Below are 18,704 nucleotides of genomic sequence, written 5' to 3'. Positions count from 1 at the left end.
TTTTCTAAATAGATTCACTTACAGTGCTGTCATCCCACTCTACTTCATGCTCCTTTGAAAGCTTATCTAATTCAGTCATATATTGACGTATAAGTGTGCGAGCTTCCTCCAGCATGGCATTCGCTTCTTCAACAAGCCTAATATCTTGCGTTTCTAACGCTGTAAGTATTTTTACAAACGCATTAAACTGAATATCAGCGCCCTTTATATATATTTCATGTATTTCTCTTACCTCGTCTGTTTCCACCTTTACCCTATTTAATTCTTTAATAAATTCATTATAATTGGGAATCACTGTTGTTTGGATTGTATCATACATTGTCCAATCATCCGTATAATTGAGTCCAGACACAGAATCATACGCAGCCACGGCCTTAGCCTCTAATTCAAAGGCTGTTATCATATCTTCATTTACATATTGAAGCAAATCCTCTTTAACTGGATCAGTAGAGCAAGCTGTAATCAGAATTAAAAAGGGAATTAAGATAATTTTAATAACTTTTTTCACTCCTTCACCTCCTTCTCCTTACTGTATGAAGGAGTGGAAGTCCACTATGAAAAGAAAATCGAAAAGGGAAGAGCCTAAAATTACAATTGGGGACCGGTTTATATGATTGATACATTATTTAAGCAAATTCTTTTCTTACTCATACCATTTGCTTATTTAAGCTGGTTTGCATGGTGGAGTAAATCATGGATTGTTTTTCTTCCTATATTAGTAAACCTTCCCTCTGTCATTACTGAACAATTTCCTTTGACAGAGGAATGGAAGGCAATTATTTCATCTATTTTCCTATTTATCATGATGTTAGCTTTTTTAATTTGGCAAATCTGGTTATTGAAAAGAGAAAATAAGCCAACCTAATGGCAGTTAAAGCATATCCGAAAAAAAGATATGCTTTTTTAAAAAAAACAATTGAATATTAATTCATATTATTGTATAAATATTATTATGAAGATACGGATATTAAAGGGGAAAAAAAAGCATGGATTATTTTATTACGGAAGAGCTGCCACCATTTTCACAGTTTGCCTTATTACATGAGGACAGTGGCTTATTAAAAAGTAAAAAAGGAAACTATACAAGAGAACAATTATATGAAGCAGCTAAAAATAGCTGGTACTCCATTTCCATCTACCACAATCAAAAACTTATTGCTTTCGGTCGTATGATTTCAGATGGAGTTTACCAATCATTAATCTGTGATGTCATGGTTCATCCTGAAGAACAGGGAAAAGGACTAGGAAAGCAAATCATTGAAAAGCTCGTCTATAAATGTCAGCAATCAGGTATTCAATCGATTCAATTATTCTCAGCGAAAGGGAAGCATCCCTTTTATAAAAAATTAGGGTTTGTAGAAAGAGAACAAGACGCTCCTGGCATGTCTCTCCTCTTTTAGAGGTTGGGACAAATCTAAATAACTAATCTTTAAAAACGAACAATCTCTAATTTAGCTCTTAAATAAAGCTACTTTTTCATATTAGTTATTTATGGTTTTAAATATATTCAAGTGTAAAAACTAAGTCGTTCCATTGCGCTACAGACGGTCGATGCGCCGGGGAGGAAGCTGAGCCTCCTCGGCACGCGCCTGCGGGGTCTCAGCCTTTCCTCTATTTCCCGCAGGAGTCGACCGTCCTCCGCTCCATTTCACTTCATTTTTAAACCTTTTTCTAAAATACAAATACGAACGATGATGTAAACCAACCGCATAATTGTTCGTGTTTACTGTTAGCTGAAATGTTTATGTCCCAGCCTCTTTGTATTTTCCTATGCATAACCATCCTTTATCTGGTAACACTACTTACGTACATAAATGGGTTAAAGAAGAAAGGAAAGGGGTATTAGTAAAAATCCCTTAATACATTTATTTGTGTACATAAATGATTATTAATTCTTTTAGGCGTTAATTTCGGGACTTTTTAATGCCTCTCTTGTTTGTACATTAACTTTCCATCTATCCATCTAATATGTACATCCTTTCGTTTACTTATAAAGAATTAATTAACATTTATTGGATACAATTAATAAGGACTAATGACTAGGAGGTAATTTTTTTGAGTGATAACAAAGAAATGGAGAAGAAAAACGGACAAGATCAGGAACGAGAAACGTTGACGACACGTCAAGGTCATCCAGTATTAGATAATCAAAATATCCGTACTATTGGTGATCGCGGACCAGCTACACTCGAGAATTACCACTTTATTGAGAAAATCTCCCATTTTGATCGTGAAGAGGTACCAGAGCGTGTGGTACATGCACGTGGGTCTGGAGCTTTTGGTTATTTTGAAACTTACGGAAAAGTTGGAAATGAGCCAGTAGAAAAGTATACTCGCGCAAAAGTATTTTCAGGCGCAGGGAAGAAAACACCATTAATGGTTCGCTTCTCTACAGTTGCAGGAGCTAAAGATTCACCTGAAACAGCACGCGATCCTCGTGGCTTTGCAGTAAAAATGTATACAGAAGATGGAAACTGGGACCTTGTTGGGAACAACCTTAAAATATTCTTTATTCGTGATGCTATGAAGTTCCCTGATATGATTCATGCATTCAAAGCAGATCCGGCTTCAAACGTTCCAAACCCACAGCGAATGTTTGATTTTGTTTCCCGTACGCCTGAGGCTACACATATGATAACCTTCCTATTCTCTCCTTGGGGAATTCCTGCTACATATCGTCACATGCAAGGATCTGGTGTAAACACTTATAAATGGGTTAATGAACAGGGTGAGGCAGTTTTAGTGAAATATCATTGGGAACCAAAACAAGGTATCCGAAATTTAACACAAGAAGAGGCCGAATCCATTCAAGCTAAGAACGTAGGTCATGCAACACAAGATTTATATGAATCAATTGAGCGCGGTGATTACCCAGAATGGGAGCTTTATGTGCAAATCATGGAGGATGATTATCATCCAGAACTCGACTTTGATCCTCTCGATGACACAAAGCTTTGGCCAGAGGATAAATTCCCATGGTTGCCAGTTGGTCGTATGGTCCTCGATCGTAATCCAGTCGATTTCCATGCTGAAATTGAGCAAGCTGCTTTTGGAACTGGAGTACTTGTAGATGGAATGGATTTTTCTGATGATAAAATGTTACAAGGGCGTACTTTCTCTTACTCTGATACACAACGCTATCGTGTTGGCGCAAATTATTTAAAAGTACCAGTAAATGCACCAAAAGCACCTGTCCGTACGAATCAACATCGTGGGCAAATGGATGTACGTGACCCGAAAGAGTCTGGTGAAAATCCACATATTAACTATGAGCCATCCATGCTCGGAGGTTTTAAAGAAGCAGGTAAAGAAAACCGTGTTCCTCATCAGCCAAAGTATAATGCAGCGGCAATGAGTGCTCCAATAGACAGACCTAATAACTATGGACAAGCCGGACACACATACAGAAGTTTTGAAGATTGGGAACGCGATGAATTAATAAAAAATCTATCTGAAGCACTGGCAATCTGCGATAAAAAAATTCAAGATGCGATGATTGAACACTTTACACAAGCAGATGAAGATTATGGTAATCGCGTGAAGGCAGGCATCGAATCAAAAATGAAAGAAATGAAAGAAATGGCTAAGGAAAATGTACCTGGACGTGAAGCAGGTATATCAAAATATGGTGAAGGTACAATAGATGCAAATCAAGCTACCAAAGATGCAGTAAAGAAAAGCCATGAGGCAGATCCTTATTAATGGAAATACGCGTAAGAAGAGATAAAAGAAGGAAGAGATTTCGCAATTAATATCAGGCTAATTTGTGACACATTTCGCATAAGATTTGTGTCCTTTTTTGATGTCTTAACAAAAAGTTAGAGCTAGTAACAAACCAATGGTTTCTACCATTACAGATATTAATGTAATCAAAAATTTAATGCTTAGCCTTCTTTTTCTCTAAACATCCTAATAATTGACATACCTTATGAAATATGATATTAAATTAATAGATTAGCACTCACGAACTTTAAGTGCTAATATTATTACATAAGAATGAAGAGAAAGGGTGTATAAAAATGATCGAAACAAAGGAATTTAAAGCAGAATCGAAACGATTATTAGAAATGATGATTAACTCCATCTATTCACAAAGGGAAGTATTCTTACGTGAGTTAATCTCAAATGCTAGTGATGCAATTGATAAAATCTACTATAAAGCTTTAACAGATGATACCATTAATTTTGAAAAAGATAATTATTTTATTAAAATAACAGCAGATAAAGAAAAACGGACATTAACTATTTCCGATACTGGAATTGGGATGACAAAGGAAGAGCTGGAATCGAATTTAGGTACAATCGCCAAAAGCGGCTCCCTTGCTTTCAAAAAGGAAAACGATTCGAAAGATGGCCATGACATAATTGGGCAGTTTGGGGTTGGATTCTATGCTGCATTCATGGTAGCAGATGAGGTAACAGTAATTACTAAATCATTAAATAGTGATACTGCATATAAATGGATTTCAAAAGGTGCAGATGGTTATACCATTGAAGAAACAGAGAAATCGGCAATCGGTACAGATATTATCCTGACAATTAAGGAAAATACCGAAGAAGATCAATACGATGAATATTTAGAAGAATATCGCTTAAAATCGATTATTAAAAAGTACTCAGACTTTATCCGTTATCCAATTAAAATGGAAGTGACTTCAAGTAAATTAAAAGAAGGCACAGAAAACGAATACGAGGAAGTTAGGGAAGAGCAAATTCTAAATAGCATGGTTCCTATTTGGAGAAAGAATAAAAATGAATTAACAGATGAAGATTATCAAAATTTCTATGAAGAAAAACGCTATGGCTATGACAAACCGTTAAAGCATATTCATGTTAGCGTAGATGGTGCAATTCGTTATAACGCGATCCTTTATATTCCAGAAAAAACTCCTTTTGATTATTATTCTAAAGAATATGAAAAAGGTTTGGAGCTTTATTCAAATGGCGTTTTAATTATGGAGAAATGCGGGGACTTACTGCCCGATTACTTTAGCTTTGTAAAAGGTATGGTCGATTCAGAAGATTTATCTCTTAATATTTCAAGAGAAATGCTGCAGCATGATCGCCAATTGAAGCGTATTGAAAAGAATTTAACAAAGAAAATTAAAAGTCAGCTTCTAAGCCTACTAAAAGATGAAAGAGAAAAATATGAATCTTTCTATGAATCATTTGGTAGACAAATAAAATTTGGTGTCTACAATGATTTCGGAATGAATAAAGAAATGCTACAAGATCTTCTACTTTTCTATTCTTCAAAAGAGAAAAAATTAGTATCATTAGATGAATATGTAGAAAGAATGCCAGAAGATCAAAAATTTATATATTATGCATCTGGAGATTCTATTGAACGTATTGATAAGCTTCCACAAACGGAATTAGTTAGCGATAAAGGATATGAAATTCTGTATTTAACAGATGATATTGATGAATTCGCCATTAAAATGATTGCTAATTATAAAGAAAAAGAATTCAAATCAGTATCTAGCGGTGATTTAGGTCTTAACCAGGAAGAAGAAAAAGAAGAAAAAGAAGCAACAGAGGAAAATAAAGCATTGTTTGATTATATGAAGGATATTCTTTCCGATAAAGTGAAAGGCGTAAAAGTATCAACTCGTTTAAAATCACATCCTGTTTGCTTAACTGCCGAAGGAGAAGTCTCCATTGAGATGGAAAAAGTCCTAAGTATGATGCCAGATAATCAAAATATCAAAGCAGATAAAGTTTTAGAAATTAACAAGAACCATGAAATTTTCCAAGCGTTAAGAGAGGCTTTTGAGAATGATAAAGATAAAGTGGCCCTTTATACAAACCTTCTTTATAACCAAGCATTACTAATTGAAGGTTTATCCATTGAGGATCCAGTAGAGTTCACAAACAATATTTGTAAACTAATGAAATAGACAACGAAAACCGCATTTTCAATTGGAAAGTGCGGTTTTTCTTCTTTATATCCTTCCCAATTTTTCCATTTATAAAAAACATCTTCTTCCTGTTAAATTATGTTTTACTATTTAAAACGAAACCGCTATACTTATAAAAAAACAATCAGAGATGGGGAACAATTATATGGCAGAATTAAAAGGAATAGAGATATTGACGATTGAAAAAAATTCCTTTGTCATGCACCCAACCCTAATATGGGATGAAAAACAAACATTATTAATAGATACAGGAATGCCTGGATATATGGAAGACATAAATTTAGTTATGGCTAAAGCAAATAAATCATTGGAAGATTTAACAGACATCTTGTTAACACACCAGGATATTGATCATATTGGAAGCTTACCAGAAATATTAACAGCATGCACACAGCATTTAACCATATATGCACATAAAGAGGATATCCCTTATATAGAAGGAAATCAACCTTTATTAAAAGCAAATCCTGCTAAATTTAATGAAGAGCAATGGGAAGCATTACCAGACTCATTAAAGTTTATTTATCTACACCCACCAAAGGCCCAAGTTACCAATTCACTAGAAGATGGTCAATTACTACCTATTAATGAAGGACTTGAGATAATTCACACACCTGGCCATACACCGGGGCATATAAGCTTATTCCATAAAAAATCAGGGACCTTGGTTGCTGGTGATGCATTAACTGCTGTAAACGGAAAGCTTCACCTACCTAATCCAGTACATACGCCGGATATGAACCTTGCCATTCAATCGATTGAAAAGTTTCTAACCTATCCAATTACAAAAATTGTGTGTTATCACGGTGGAATTGTATCTGATAATGTGATGGAACAATTACATGGTCTAGTAAAGTTAAAAACAATCTAAAAAAAGATGCCTTATCTAAAATATCTCTAAAACCATAAATAATAGAGAATGGTTCAGATAGGCATCTATTTCAAATGAAAATTTTTATAAAAAGAATTGAATCCCCCGAATTCCAAAATAGCCGCCGAATAAAAGCAATATTAGACCTGAGATCTTGCTGATAAAGGTAATTAGCTGTTCGGAGACAACCGTTCGAAAGAAACTCGATAAAACCGAAACAGTGAGATCCCAGATGGCAACACCAAATAACATACAACCTGTATACAATAATAAGGTGCTTGTACTTAAATTATGTATAGTAGTGGCTAATATAGATCCATATATTCCTAGCCAGAAGATAATCGACAGCGGATTCATTATACTCATAAGCAACCCAGTTATAAACGATCGAAACATAGAGTTAGTATCCTTACTGCTTCTTGAGATTGTACTTGTTTTTGTCATGACTCCTTCTATACCTGTGTAAATGAGGACAAATGCACCAAATAGCCACAGAAAGGTTTGTACAATAGGGATATTAGCTAATTTTGCTACTCCAAAATATACGAGAATGATGAAGAAAACGTCACCCAATAGAGAACCTAGTGATAGAACCCAAGCATGACGAAAACCATATCTAAGACCTCTGTTTATAACTGCAGCATTCACAGGCCCAATCGGTGCTGCCAATGATAAACCTAAGGCAATATAATATAAAATACTATCCATTAACGATCCTCCTAATATAAACGTCTATATTAAACGTATTCAAAAAAGGAAGCCTGTACCACTTATTCAGGAAATTTTTTTACATGAGCAATTAAGGTTTCCATCGGTTTGAATCAACAATATTAAATTGTGGGGTTAATCTCTTGATTTCAAAGTATTCTTTAAAAAATAGACGAATAATGATATAATAGTTAAATAATAGAAAATACTGAAAACACCCATTTGCCTATAATTATTCTTTAGTAGGAGACTTAACGATGAATAGTATGAAAGATAACGATACACCATCTAATGATTTTTTTCGTTTGCTGGTGGAGCATGTAAACGACTGGATTTGGCAAATTAATGAACAATGGGAATTTACATATTCCAATTCCATCGTAGAAGAGACATTGGGATATTCCGCTAATGAATTACTTGGAAAATCGATGTTTTCTTTCATTAAAATAAATGAAGTAGAATCAGTTCAAGCAATTGTCTTGAGCGCTATGGAGAATAATAGTTCCTTACAAAATCTAGATTTCACGATGATTCACCGCAATGGGCATGAAGTATTTATCGAGACAAATGCGAATCCCATAATAGATAATCAAAATAATACTATCGGATATAGAGGCATAAATCGAGATATCACCTTATGGAAGAAAAATCAAGATCGTCAACAACAATTGCTAGATATTATCGAAGCTTCTCCAGACTTAATTGCAACAGCGGATAGCTTTGGAAATACCACCTATTTAAATCCTTCTGCTAGAGCTTTTCTTGGCATTCCTGAGGGAATAGAAGAATTACATTCCGTTAACGCACAGTTATGGACAAATAAAATTGTTGACATAAACGAAAACGAGCTTTCTGCTGAGAAAAGTATTTGGAGGGGAGAAAACACTCTTTCTAACTCTATGGGGAAAGAAATTCCTGTTTCGCAAATAATTGTGACCCACAAGGCTAACAATCAAAATATTCATTTCCTTTCAACGATTGCAAGAGATATTTCGGAAAGAAAGGCATATGAAAAGATTATAAAAAGACAAGCTTTATATGATACACTGACAGAACTACCGAATCGACGGCATCTATATAAAACCATTTCAAGATTAATGGATAGTAAGGATAAGGAGAAAACTTTTGCTTTGCTATTCATAGATATTGACGATTTTAAACAAATTAACGATACACTAGGTCATAAATATGGTGATCGAGCACTAAAGCTTATTGCTGCAAGGATGAAAGGTTCTGTAAGGGAGAATGATTTTCTATGCCGTTTAGGTGGAGATGAATTTATTCTCCTAGTAGAAGGTATGAACACAAAACAAGAAGTCGAGGATTATGCAAAAAGATTGATTTCGATTTTTAACCATCCACTCAGAATGGATAATAAGCTACATTCTATTACTTGTAGTATCGGCATAAGCATCTATCCTGATCATGGGAAAGATATAGAAACATTAATGCAAAACGCTGACAAAATTATGTATCATATGAAAAAACAAGGGAAAAATGGCTTTCAAATAACACAAACTAATGGAGGATGATTCAATAGCACATGCTAATGAATCGTTTTTTATGTTTAGGTATATATTACTAACTGCTCAGCAGCTCCACTTAATAATTTTCTGATTCCCTGTGCTAAACCTATTATTTTAAAGGATACTTGCTACTATTTTCATATAATAAAAGTTGCAAAATTGTCCCAACTTGTCTAACTATTGAAGGATTTTGTAGAATATGATCGAAAAATAATCAAAAAGAATGTATAATAGGTACTTAGGAAAGTAGATTCTGAAAGAGGGAGGATCATTAAAATGGAATGGACCCTAGCCATTTTGTTTATTGCAGCAGCCATTTTGCTCATTACTTCCGTTATTAAAGCAAAACAAACGTCAAAATCAGAGCAACGTGAAATAGATGTAATTCACCTTTCTGTGATGGAAGAAATAGCACAGTTGCAAAAACAAATTCGTCATCTTGAGCTGGACATAGAAATAATGGAAAAAGAATCTGGCGTTCAACTTGCTTCTAAGGACCGTACGGTTTTAAGAGAAGTACTTGACTTGCATAGACGTAAGTATTCAGTTGAAAGTATTGCAGCTCAAAAGAAGCTTACTCAAACTGAAGTAGAAGAGATGTTAGCTCCTTACTTACTTGGAAAAGAAGAAAGGAGAAGTGTTTTACAATGAAACCAACGATAATCACAAGTTTCGCAGCAGGACTACTTTTAGCAACATCTGTTAGTGGAATTGTCTATTTCTCTACAAAAGATGATTCTGTAAAGGCAGAAGAAAACAAAGTGGAAAAGGTAGACAAAGTGACGGAAGATGTAGCAAATACACCGACTGTAGAAGAAATGAAAGAAATTTTAACAAGCAGCGGATATGTTGTTCAAACTTCAGAAGAAGCGAAACAAAAGGAAGAAGAGCAAAAACAAGCATCTGAATCCAATACTTCTGAAGAAAAGAAAGAGGACAAAGAAGAAGAGCAAGAAGAGGAAGTGAAGACAGTCACTGTTACTGTTTCAAGCGGTATGACTAGCTATGATGTAGGAAGCATTTTACATGATGAAAAAATCATTAAAGAAACTGCCTTGGAATTCTCACAAAAAGTAGATAAAAAAGGCGTTGCAGAATACTTAAAGCTTGGTTCATTCAAAATAAAAAGCGATATGTCAACAGATGAAATCATTTCCAAAATTTTCAAGAAACAAAGCTAATATATAAAGGGTTGTTCAAAAAGGGTACTCTCTTTTGGACAATCCTTTTTTATGTAATAAATGGTTCAAATTATTCTGTTTCTATAGATTGATTCCCCAAACCTTGTTTTTTATGCCTCATAGACTAAAGAGAAGGGAGAATCAAAAAAATGCAAAAGAAAAAAAGGAATAAAAATCCGATAAGAATCTGTCTGCCAGGTGGTTATCGCTATTGTGGACCGGGTTGCAGCGGTCCTGGTGCGCCAATTAATTATGTAGATTCCTGTTGCCAAAGACATGATCAATGTGTTGACACATACGGTTCCTGTCGATATTGTGATGAAAGATTACTGCACTGTGTCCAATCAAGATTAAGAGAACATAGTCAAGAAGGCAAAACAGCCAGATTAATTTCTGATTTTATGCGATTTCGACTAGAAATTAACGGGGGCTGGAGAAGGAATCGATAATATCTTCTTATTTACGATAATATACTGAAAATAAACGATCACAGTATAAAGGAGTAAGGAAATAAACTAATCCCATCTTCTAGAAGAAAAAATGAATGGAAAGACAATCGGATATAAATAAATTCCATCATTATTGTCTTTTTGGTGGTTTACTTGTCGTTTCCAGTTTGTATGAAACAAGAAAAAAAATCCTGTTCTACAAAAACAATATCTCTACATGATCCCTGCATGAAACAAACAAAAAAAAGTCATCTTACTTTCCGAAGGCTCGTTAGTAAGATGAGTCTTTTTTAATGTTTCCATAATACATCTGTTATTTTACTATCAAATAGATTTGTATCTATATTACATGTTTCATCATCAATGCCATATTGCCAGCCATATGCAAGAGAACCTTCTGGAGCATCCACTTTAAATTCTGGTGCATCTTGTTCAGTAGTAATTCCAATGTTTGGAGAAGCAGACCATAGATACGTATTTTCCTTTATTTCTCCCTTATTTTCAACAGCCTCATTAAAAGCATTTGTAAGTGCCTCTCCTGAATCAAAGATACCATAGATTGCAGGTTCGTAAGAGGAATTGCTTACTTCGTCATACCACCCCTCAATAAAGGCGGCATCGACTGGATAGTTTGGCTCTATGTCAGCAAAAATCGCAACACCATCAGGAGTACTTAGGTCATTAGCTAATGCAATCGCTTTTTTCGCTTCACTAACACCATTATCATAGCCAGTTGCATCAGTGAATCCGTTATAGATTAGAAGGATATCTGCCTCATTGGAGTGAATTAAATCAATTTGTTCCCCTGTTAGACCGTGTGAAACCCCATCATTTGTACCTAAATAGCGTGCAACAATTTTTGGGGTTCCAAAGTTATCTCTCACACAAGCATAGAAATCCTCCGTTGTTTCACTAGCGGAATCAATTCCCCATAAATAGGAAGTCTCCTCATTATTATCCGTATCTCCGTTATTATCGTTGCTATTTTCCTCATTATTGCTATCGTCACTATCATTTGAATTTTCATTATCATTATTTGTGTTTTCTTGTTTTCCATTTGTATTAAGCTCATTTGTGACATTTACATCAACTGTTAAATCTAAGTCATTTAATATTTTATTTGCTAATTCCGCTTTATTATTAGAAAGAATATTGTTTGTAATCGAGTTAGTTGTTGTACCATTTACCTGCCCTTTTAACAGATTCTCTATGGCATTATTAATGGTAACAGATGCGTCATCTTCTGTTTTATTATCAATTGTATTTTCAATCGATGCATTTGTATCCTCTATATCATTCGTTACTTTATTATCAATCGTTGCTTTCGCTTCACTGCTTACAATATTTTGAATATTATTTGTTACTGATATATTAACATTTCCTTGGCCGCTTTCCGTTGTAGCAGTGCCTTGTGAATCAACCGAATTACTTGGTTCTTTGTCTGCTTCCACACTCTTTGTATGAAAAAGCAATACAGTTACAATGCCGGAAAATAGAATCAAGAAAGTAGCAGCTGCTATGAGAAGGTATTTCTTCCAATCCATTCTGTCACACCTTTCCTAATTTACTTACCATATAAAGTATGTAAACTAGGCTGTTTGGGTGTGGGCTATTTAGAAGTTATGCAATACCATCCATAGCAGATCAAGAGAGAATGGTTTATTTATTAAAATGAGGTTTTAGAATATCTTTTAATATAGTCGCACTATGATGAAATTTTTCTTGCTCATCTTCAGCTAGTTCCAATTCAACGACTTCACGTATTCCTTCTCTATTTATTACTGCAGGTACACCTATATAGACATCCTTTTCTCCATATTGGCCATCTAAATAGGCAGATACGGTTAATACACTATTTTCATTACTTAAGATTGCCTTTGTAATTCGCACAAGTCCCATAGCAATCCCATAATAAGTAGCACCTTTCCCTTCAATAATTTTGTAGGCTGCGTCACGCACATTCACAAAAATTTCGTCTAAATCCTCCATTTTATATTCAGCCGCTCTTTTCATTAGCTTATAAACAGGAATACCGGCAACATCTGCTGAACTATAGGCTGGCAGTTCACTGTCGCCATGCTCTCCAATAATATAGGCATGGACACTAGTTGGAGCAACTTTAAAGTAATCTCCAAGTAGAAAACGGAACCGAGCAGTATCCAAAATTGTCCCAGAGCCAACAACTTGATTTTTCGGAAGTCCACTATATCGCCAAGTTGCATAGGTTAAAATGTCTACTGGATTTGTTGCAACTAAGAATATTCCATGAAAGCCACTTGCCATCACTTGATCGACAATCGATTTAAATATTTTTAAATTCTTTTCCACTAAATCAAGACGTGTTTCACCAGGTTTTTGATTAGCTCCAGCACATATAACAACTAGATCCATCTCCGTGCAATCCTTATACTCTCCATATTTAATACTTATTGGGTTAGGAGCAAAGACTTTGCCATGATTCAAATCCATTACATCTCCAATTGCTTTATCTTTATTAAGATCAATTAACAATAATTCATCCACAATCCCTTGATTCATTAACGCAAATGCGTAACTAGATCCTACAAAACCTGTGCCAATTAAGGCTACACGGCTAACTTTATTACTAAGCATCCTTCATTCTCCTTTTGAACATATTTTAACTATATCATTTGTTATTTTAACGGGAATTATGTATCCACATTAATGAGAGAGGAGGAAGGCAAATATTATCTGAACGAAAAAAAAGAAGCCACTTTAAAGTAAGCTTCTCTGAAATGCCTTAGCGTTTTCTTTTTTTAGAGTCTGCTGCAACGGCTGCTTTTTTTACAATCTTTTCAAATTCTACATTTGCTTGAAATACATCCTCTTTCAATTGAATAACCGATAGTATTTTTCCTTTGCGTCCTTTAATTTTTATTTCTTGTTCAACATTTGGGATTTCTTGCCGGAGTTGAGTTAATACATTTGTGCTATTATCAAAAAAGTGAACAGTTACCAAGTTATTTCACTCCTTTATTCGAATTTTTCTCATAATAAAATAAATATGATTTATGAAATAAATTAGAACAAAAACAATATTGTCTTATGGGACAAATTTGCTCCTAGAGGAAAAAGATTACGGACCAACTTCACTTGTTTTCGCTTATAATGAAAGAAGACTATATAAAGGTGAGGGACCCACACATGAAAATTTCCTTTCAAAAAACAGGAGATCCAACAGACCAACTGATTACCAGTTTAAACAAATGGGAGAATGATCCAAAGCTAATCCCATTAATCCATCCTTGTCGGAATAAAGAGGATGTAGAAAGCTATGTACGGATAACAAAAGAAGAAATCAATAAACGGTTAACAACATACCATATGTATGAAATATATCTAGACAATATACTGGTAGGGGAAATGAATTATACAGTTGACCCAGTCCATTTGTATAAAAAAGAAAGAGGGACTGCATGGATTGCTATTACAATAGGGGAAGAAATCGCTAGAGGGAGAGGGATAGGCTCCACTTCGCTTAGATATTTAGAAGAACAGATTAAAAAGCAGGGTCTAAAAAGAATAGAATTAGGGGTATTCGAATTTAATAAAAGTGCTCAAAAATTATACAGCAAACTTGGCTACCAAGAAATCGGGAAAAACAAACAATTTACCTACTATCAAGATAGAATGTGGGACGATATCCGCATGGAAAAATACGTATAAAAAAAATAGGGAATGTAATGCAAAAAGCTAACATTCCCTATTTTTTAATATTGACGATACACGTAAGGATCATCGGGCTCATTTATTGTTTTCCAATCTGTAACTTTAAGAATCGGAATGGTTTTCTTAAATGGTTGATAGTAAATGGTTTCAAGCTTTCCAGTTACCTGTAGCCACTGGTCATTGTCTTTTTTCATATCATCTGGAATATCTAGAAGCATGCCAAATACGCCAGCATCTGCAATGCAATGTATGATGCCAAATCGCAGCAAGAACAGCTGATTATTCATTAAATCTTCTTCCTTATACGAAAAACCAGTGATGGTAATTTCCCGATCCATAAATTGTCCTGGATAATTATAAATCGTTTCTAAATCATTTAAAAAATTATCTTCTCCTAAAGTAATTTCTTTTAGATTCTTTAATTTATCCAAACCCTTATCCATTACTTCTGCATAACCTTCTTTTCCATAATAACTGCTTGTATTTGGCTGCAAAAATTGATGCTGGCTATACTCATCTCCTTCATCATATGCAGGGAAATACAAACCTTTTTTTTCTACAATATTGGAGTCAAGGGTTGCTACTGGAAGCATTAACCCCGTTAGTATTGGCAGCATTAATGCTACAATCGTTAATCCACGTTTCCAAAAGCTATTTTCTTCATGGGAATGATCGTGCCCACAATGTTCACAAGAATCATGATCATGGTTATTTTTATCCTTTTTCATATAGTTATAGACACATATAATTGTAAAGAGTACAAATATATAAATGGCTGATTCTGATATATATGAATATTTCATATTAATATATTTCGAGATATCGCCAGTAGCATGTAAATGCAAAAATAAATAAGTAAAGCCGATTAACACAAATATACGAAGCATTTTTTTTCACCTCTTTATAGAAAAATGGTTACGAGAAACACGATGATGGTAATAAGACTTGTTAGTAAGATAACAAACTTAGCTTTAAACGTACTTAAGAGCATCAATGTATTCTTAATATCTAACATTGGACCAAATACTAGGAATGCAAGAATTGATCCTTCTGAGAAGCTGTTTCTAAAGCTCGCTGCCACAAATGCATCTGCTTGGGAACAAAGACTTAGGATATAGCCGAGTCCCATCATAACAAGATGAGAGGATGCCTGCCCATGTCCTATTGATACAAGGGTAGATGTTTTCACAAATGTTTGTACAGCGGCAGCAATGAACGAACCAATCACTAAATATTTTCCTACAGAGAAAAATTCGTCTATAGAATGTTTAAACATTGCTTCGATTCGTCCTTTAAACGAATGATAGTGCATATGTTCTGGCACATGATTTTTTAATGGCGACTGTTTCACTGTTTTTTGCAAAGCAAGTCCAACTAGAATCGAACAAATAAGCGCAGCAACCGACCGAAGAATCACCATTCTCCAGCTGTTTCCAAATGCAACATAGGTGGAAAAAATAACTACCGGGTTAATAATCGGGCCAGTGAGCATAAAAGCAATACTTGCTGGCAGTGGTACACCTTTTAAGATTAGCCTTCTTGTAATTGGTATTATTCCACATTCACATGCGGGAATAATGCTTCCAACTAATGAAGCAAATAAAATCGCAAGAATTGGATTCTTCGGCATGATTTTCGCAATAAATTCTTCTGAAACAAAGATTTGTATGATTCCAGAAATAAGAACACCAATTAATATAAAGGGCAGTGCCTCAATAATGATACTTATAAAGATCGTATTTAATTGTAATAATGTTTCCACATTCATTTTTAAAAGAACACCTACTTTTTCGTTAGATTACATGAATTCATTATTATAAGGAACAATGATTAAAATCAGATGAAAACAAAAAATACCCATATCGCCGATTTTTAATTAGTTATTGCAAACGAATTCATAAACCCTTACATTAATAGTGATAGGATGAACGCCACAGAAGAGAAGGTGAACAAAACTGAAGACAAAGTATTTGCTCTATTTCCTTGTAATATTCCAGATGTTAATCATGGCTGCATGTAGTGCTCAGAAACCAAAAGAAGCAGGTGATCTTAACCAGAGTGAAACAAATCAAGAACAAAAAAATATCGATTTTCCTTCTGACTATTTAACGGATATAGTGGAAACAGCAAAAAAAGGAATGACAGATACAAGTCCCTTTAACGTATTTTCCAATACGATAGAACAGGTAGAAATGCAATGGGAAGAGCCAGTTAGAACAGACCATGTAGGGAATGGCTTTTACGCTACCTATGATAAAAAGAATACCGTGTTTGGTTTTACTGCAAAAGGAGAGATTTATGATATTCGTTCCTATAAAAAGCAATTACAGGTATTCTCCTTGTCTGATTTAAAAGAAGTAATAGGAGAACCAGCAGAAATAAGAACAGGTGAAGGGGAAAAAATAATTGTTTATAACCTTTCAAAGGAGATTCAGCTTAAATTTATCATCCTGAATGAAACAGATAAAGTGGACCATCTATCTGTTTATAATGAAGAGAGAGGGGAGCAAGCTGGCTATGTATTAGATTTAAAGGGAAACTCTGATCAGCTAACAAACAAGCAATGGCAAGCGATGCAAACTTGGAGGAGTGATATCGTGAACTTTAAAGAAAATCAGCCTAATTTATACATAAATGGACGAAATGAAAAGAAGATTTCTTTAACCTTTGATGATGGTCCTGACGAAATCGTGACACCAAAAATAATTGAAATATTACAAAACCATCATGTGAAAGGGAATTTTTTCTTTATTGGCAGTGAAGCAGAAAAGTACCCACAAGTTGTTAAAAATGCCTATGAAAACGGTAATTTAGTATTAAGTCATAGCTATCATCATGTTGATTTGACTACTTTAAGCAATGCTGAACAAGCAAATGAAATAAACAATGCAGGGCTTGCTATTCAAACAATTATTGGGAAAGAGCCCGCGATGATTAGACCACCATATGGGGAAACAAATGAAACCTTAATAGAAAATGCCAAAGATAAAGGCTACTCTGTGATAATTTGGTCAATCGATACACTTGATTGGTCACAAAAGGATGCTGAAAATATTATCAAAAATGTCACAGATAATTTGCGAAACGGCGATATTATTTTAATGCATTCAGATTCAGAAAAAACAGAAACAGCAAAGGCATTACCTACAATCATTAAAGCCGTTCAAAAAAAAGGATTTGAAATTGTTGGCTTGGATGAATTGTTGGGGGTAGAGGCATATCAGTAATTAGAAATTATGTTAGTGGTAAAGGAAAGACGGCACTCTAAACGAATGATTAATATAGTTTCTATTAATCATTCGTTTTAATAAAAGCAAACTCTGACACTTTCAATCATATAGAAGGGGACAGTATGATTACTGAAATCCTAAATGTAATAACAGAAGAGAGGCTAACGAAATGAAAGAAAAAGAAAGGCTTGCATTTATAAAAAGATATTTTCCCCATTTCGTGATTAAAGAAGTAAAAGTAAATAATAGGGGGTGGGACAACGATCTAGTTATTATTAATAATAACTTAGTCTTTAGATTTCCTAAATCGGAAGAAGTGGCAGCAAAAGTAAAAACAGAAGGCGAAATTTTAACAGCAGTAAAAGCGAGAAATCCACTGTTGGTAATACCTGAATTTGAGTATATGCATGAAGATGACAAAGTTAAAGGTGTAAAATATCCTCTGATTGAAGGGAAATCTTTATCTGAATATGCTCCTAATACCATTACTTGTCATTTTGAGAACGCCAGATTGGTTGGCGACTTTCTCACAAAATTACATAGTGTCGAAGTAGCACAATTAAACAGTAGTATGTTAACAAGCCTTCATAACCATTCTTATTGGGAGTCTTTCTACAAGAAAGTAGAACGACAAGTATTTCCATTTTTAAAGTACAAACAGCAAGAACAGATTGCCCATTTATTTGAGCGCTTTCTAGAAAGCTATGAAGACATACCCGCTAAGAAAGTTATCATTCATGGAGACTTAACGACCTCAAACATTATTTATAATGAACAGAAGGGGAGGATTAGTGGCATTATTGATTTTACAGATGCACAAATTGGAGACCCTGCTTTTGACTTTGCGGGTATCTATTGGGCATACGGTCCAGACTTCACGAAGAATGTATTATCCTGCTATCAATCTTCCGAAAAAACAGAAGCCATATTTAAAAGAGTAAGTAATTTTTACGGGCTACAGCCAGTATTTCATGAATTACTTTATGCACTGGAGAATCAGTATAATATAAATTGGGAAACTGCATTAGAGCGGTTTAATTGTCTCTATGAGTTTATTAATGCTAGATGAACTCCCTAAATTAGTAAAAATAAGATATAATAATGAAAAATGAAGAATATATGAATAAC

General features: G+C 34.4%; 19 protein-coding genes. 12 read left to right on the top strand and 7 right to left on the bottom strand.

The genetic code is table 11. The features are described 5' to 3' along the window. Nucleotides 1-4: 4 nt before the first annotated feature. The gene (locus tag ACWNMZ_RS17505; RefSeq protein ID WP_251628261.1) at nt 5-508 is read right to left on the bottom strand and encodes a hypothetical protein; all 504 of its coding nucleotides are present in this window, start codon (nt 506-508) and stop codon (nt 5-7) included. 102 nt (nt 509-610) lie between these two features. Between ACWNMZ_RS17505 and ACWNMZ_RS17500 the strand changes: the two genes are divergently transcribed. The 5 genes from ACWNMZ_RS17500 to ACWNMZ_RS17480 all read left to right on the top strand — a co-directional run bounded on the left by ACWNMZ_RS17500 (nt 611) and on the right by ACWNMZ_RS17480 (nt 6,792). After that, nucleotides 611-865, top strand: coding sequence for a hypothetical protein (locus ACWNMZ_RS17500; protein WP_251628259.1), 255 nt, complete (start codon nt 611-613; stop codon nt 863-865). A 121-nt stretch (nt 866-986) separates the two neighbouring features. After that, nucleotides 987-1,400, top strand: a complete 414-nt coding sequence (locus ACWNMZ_RS17495; RefSeq protein WP_031537730.1) for a GNAT family N-acetyltransferase — start codon at nt 987-989, stop codon at nt 1,398-1,400. A 673-nt stretch (nt 1,401-2,073) separates the two neighbouring features. Continuing rightward, nucleotides 2,074-3,702, top strand: a complete 1,629-nt coding sequence (locus ACWNMZ_RS17490; RefSeq protein WP_231512557.1) for a catalase — start codon at nt 2,074-2,076, stop codon at nt 3,700-3,702. 320 nt (nt 3,703-4,022) lie between these two features. Then, nucleotides 4,023-5,900 (top strand): molecular chaperone HtpG, encoded by a 1,878-nt coding sequence (gene htpG, locus ACWNMZ_RS17485; protein WP_251628286.1) that lies wholly within the window; start codon nt 4,023-4,025, stop codon nt 5,898-5,900. A 166-nt stretch (nt 5,901-6,066) separates the two neighbouring features. Next, on the top strand, nt 6,067-6,792 hold the full coding sequence (locus tag ACWNMZ_RS17480; protein ID WP_031537734.1) for an MBL fold metallo-hydrolase: 726 nt from the start codon (nt 6,067-6,069) through the stop codon (nt 6,790-6,792). 84 nt (nt 6,793-6,876) lie between these two features. On the opposite strand, the gene ACWNMZ_RS17475 is transcribed toward ACWNMZ_RS17480, so the two are convergent. After that, nucleotides 6,877-7,500, bottom strand: a complete 624-nt coding sequence (locus ACWNMZ_RS17475; protein WP_031537736.1) for a LysE family translocator — start codon at nt 7,498-7,500, stop codon at nt 6,877-6,879. A 257-nt stretch (nt 7,501-7,757) separates the two neighbouring features. On the opposite strand from ACWNMZ_RS17475, the gene ACWNMZ_RS17470 reads away from it, so the two are divergent. The 4 genes from ACWNMZ_RS17470 to ACWNMZ_RS17455 all read left to right on the top strand — a co-directional run bounded on the left by ACWNMZ_RS17470 (nt 7,758) and on the right by ACWNMZ_RS17455 (nt 10,656). Beyond that, the gene (locus ACWNMZ_RS17470; protein ID WP_031537738.1) at nt 7,758-9,032 is read left to right on the top strand and encodes a diguanylate cyclase domain-containing protein; all 1,275 of its coding nucleotides are present in this window, start codon (nt 7,758-7,760) and stop codon (nt 9,030-9,032) included. Between the two features lie 270 nt (nt 9,033-9,302). Beyond that, on the top strand, nt 9,303-9,677 hold the full coding sequence (locus tag ACWNMZ_RS17465) for a hypothetical protein (RefSeq protein WP_031537739.1): 375 nt from the start codon (nt 9,303-9,305) through the stop codon (nt 9,675-9,677). Further along, entirely contained in the window at nt 9,674-10,207 is a 534-nt protein-coding gene (locus tag ACWNMZ_RS17460; protein WP_031537740.1) for a hypothetical protein, read from the top strand. The genes ACWNMZ_RS17465 and ACWNMZ_RS17460 overlap by 4 nt, the downstream gene beginning before the upstream one ends. Nucleotides 10,208-10,356: 149 nt before the next feature. Next, nucleotides 10,357-10,656, top strand: coding sequence for a coat protein (locus ACWNMZ_RS17455; RefSeq protein WP_031537741.1), 300 nt, complete (start codon nt 10,357-10,359; stop codon nt 10,654-10,656). Nucleotides 10,657-10,946: 290 nt separating this feature from the next. On the opposite strand, the gene ACWNMZ_RS17450 is transcribed toward ACWNMZ_RS17455, so the two are convergent. From ACWNMZ_RS17450 to ACWNMZ_RS17440, 3 genes are all read right to left on the bottom strand, one after another. Beyond that, complete coding sequence (locus ACWNMZ_RS17450) at nt 10,947-12,200, bottom strand: glycoside hydrolase domain-containing protein (protein ID WP_251628257.1); 1,254 nt, start codon at nt 12,198-12,200, stop codon at nt 10,947-10,949. Nucleotides 12,201-12,315: 115 nt separating this feature from the next. Then, a complete protein-coding gene (locus tag ACWNMZ_RS17445) occupies nt 12,316-13,269 on the bottom strand; it encodes an L-lactate dehydrogenase (protein WP_251628255.1) in 954 nt (317 codons plus the stop codon). A 148-nt stretch (nt 13,270-13,417) separates the two neighbouring features. After that, on the bottom strand, nt 13,418-13,636 hold the full coding sequence (locus tag ACWNMZ_RS17440; RefSeq protein ID WP_031537746.1) for a hypothetical protein: 219 nt from the start codon (nt 13,634-13,636) through the stop codon (nt 13,418-13,420). Between the two features lie 185 nt (nt 13,637-13,821). Between ACWNMZ_RS17440 and ACWNMZ_RS17435 the strand changes: the two genes are divergently transcribed. Then, nucleotides 13,822-14,343 carry a GNAT family N-acetyltransferase gene (locus ACWNMZ_RS17435; protein WP_031537748.1) on the top strand — a complete coding sequence of 174 codons (522 nt, stop codon included), beginning with the start codon at nt 13,822-13,824 and terminating at the stop codon, nt 14,341-14,343. Between the two features lie 44 nt (nt 14,344-14,387). On the opposite strand, the gene ACWNMZ_RS17430 is transcribed toward ACWNMZ_RS17435, so the two are convergent. Both ACWNMZ_RS17430 and ACWNMZ_RS17425 read right to left on the bottom strand, forming a co-directional pair. Further along, nucleotides 14,388-15,233: a TIGR03943 family putative permease subunit gene (locus ACWNMZ_RS17430; RefSeq protein WP_031537749.1), complete on the bottom strand. Its 846-nt coding sequence runs from the start codon at nt 15,231-15,233 to the stop codon at nt 14,388-14,390. A 14-nt stretch (nt 15,234-15,247) separates the two neighbouring features. Beyond that, a complete protein-coding gene (locus ACWNMZ_RS17425) occupies nt 15,248-16,114 on the bottom strand; it encodes a permease (protein ID WP_251628253.1) in 867 nt (288 codons plus the stop codon). A 229-nt stretch (nt 16,115-16,343) separates the two neighbouring features. Here ACWNMZ_RS17425 and ACWNMZ_RS17420 point away from each other — a divergent pair, with 229 nt between their 5' ends. Continuing rightward, nucleotides 16,344-17,573 carry a polysaccharide deacetylase family protein gene (locus ACWNMZ_RS17420; RefSeq protein WP_251628252.1) on the top strand — a complete coding sequence of 410 codons (1,230 nt, stop codon included), beginning with the start codon at nt 16,344-16,346 and terminating at the stop codon, nt 17,571-17,573. Between the two features lie 172 nt (nt 17,574-17,745). Further along, nucleotides 17,746-18,645, top strand: coding sequence for an aminoglycoside phosphotransferase family protein (locus ACWNMZ_RS17415; protein WP_251628251.1), 900 nt, complete (start codon nt 17,746-17,748; stop codon nt 18,643-18,645). Nucleotides 18,646-18,704: the final 59 nt, after the last annotated feature.

The sequence above is a fragment of the Niallia sp. Marseille-Q9988 genome (assembly GCF_976954375.1).
The sequence above is the reverse complement of the archived record's forward strand: the minus strand, read 5'-3'. Positions and strand labels throughout refer to the sequence as shown.

Bases quoted from the DNA above. Each gene is read 5' to 3' on its own strand.
- ACWNMZ_RS17500 (WP_251628259.1), top strand. From the start codon at position 611: ATGATTGATACATTATTTAAGCAAATTCTTTTCTTACTCATACCATTT.
- ACWNMZ_RS17475 (WP_031537736.1), bottom strand. From the start codon at position 7,500: ATGGATAGTATTTTATATTATATTGCCTTAGGTTTATCATTGGCAGCA.
- ACWNMZ_RS17430 (WP_031537749.1), bottom strand. From the start codon at position 15,233: ATGCTTCGTATATTTGTGTTAATCGGCTTTACTTATTTATTTTTGCAT.
- ACWNMZ_RS17415 (WP_251628251.1), top strand. From the start codon at position 17,746: ATGAAAGAAAAAGAAAGGCTTGCATTTATAAAAAGATATTTTCCCCAT.
- ACWNMZ_RS17460 (WP_031537740.1), top strand. From the start codon at position 9,674: ATGAAACCAACGATAATCACAAGTTTCGCAGCAGGACTACTTTTAGCA.
- ACWNMZ_RS17465 (WP_031537739.1), top strand. From the start codon at position 9,303: ATGGAATGGACCCTAGCCATTTTGTTTATTGCAGCAGCCATTTTGCTC.
- ACWNMZ_RS17470 (WP_031537738.1), top strand. From the start codon at position 7,758: ATGAATAGTATGAAAGATAACGATACACCATCTAATGATTTTTTTCGT.
- ACWNMZ_RS17450 (WP_251628257.1), bottom strand. From the start codon at position 12,200: ATGGATTGGAAGAAATACCTTCTCATAGCAGCTGCTACTTTCTTGATT.
- ACWNMZ_RS17435 (WP_031537748.1), top strand. From the start codon at position 13,822: ATGAAAATTTCCTTTCAAAAAACAGGAGATCCAACAGACCAACTGATT.
- ACWNMZ_RS17420 (WP_251628252.1), top strand. From the start codon at position 16,344: ATGTTAATCATGGCTGCATGTAGTGCTCAGAAACCAAAAGAAGCAGGT.
- ACWNMZ_RS17495 (WP_031537730.1), top strand. From the start codon at position 987: ATGGATTATTTTATTACGGAAGAGCTGCCACCATTTTCACAGTTTGCC.
- ACWNMZ_RS17455 (WP_031537741.1), top strand. From the start codon at position 10,357: ATGCAAAAGAAAAAAAGGAATAAAAATCCGATAAGAATCTGTCTGCCA.
- ACWNMZ_RS17425 (WP_251628253.1), bottom strand. From the start codon at position 16,114: ATGAATGTGGAAACATTATTACAATTAAATACGATCTTTATAAGTATC.
- ACWNMZ_RS17445 (WP_251628255.1), bottom strand. From the start codon at position 13,269: ATGCTTAGTAATAAAGTTAGCCGTGTAGCCTTAATTGGCACAGGTTTT.
- ACWNMZ_RS17480 (WP_031537734.1), top strand. From the start codon at position 6,067: ATGGCAGAATTAAAAGGAATAGAGATATTGACGATTGAAAAAAATTCC.
- ACWNMZ_RS17490 (WP_231512557.1), top strand. From the start codon at position 2,074: ATGGAGAAGAAAAACGGACAAGATCAGGAACGAGAAACGTTGACGACA.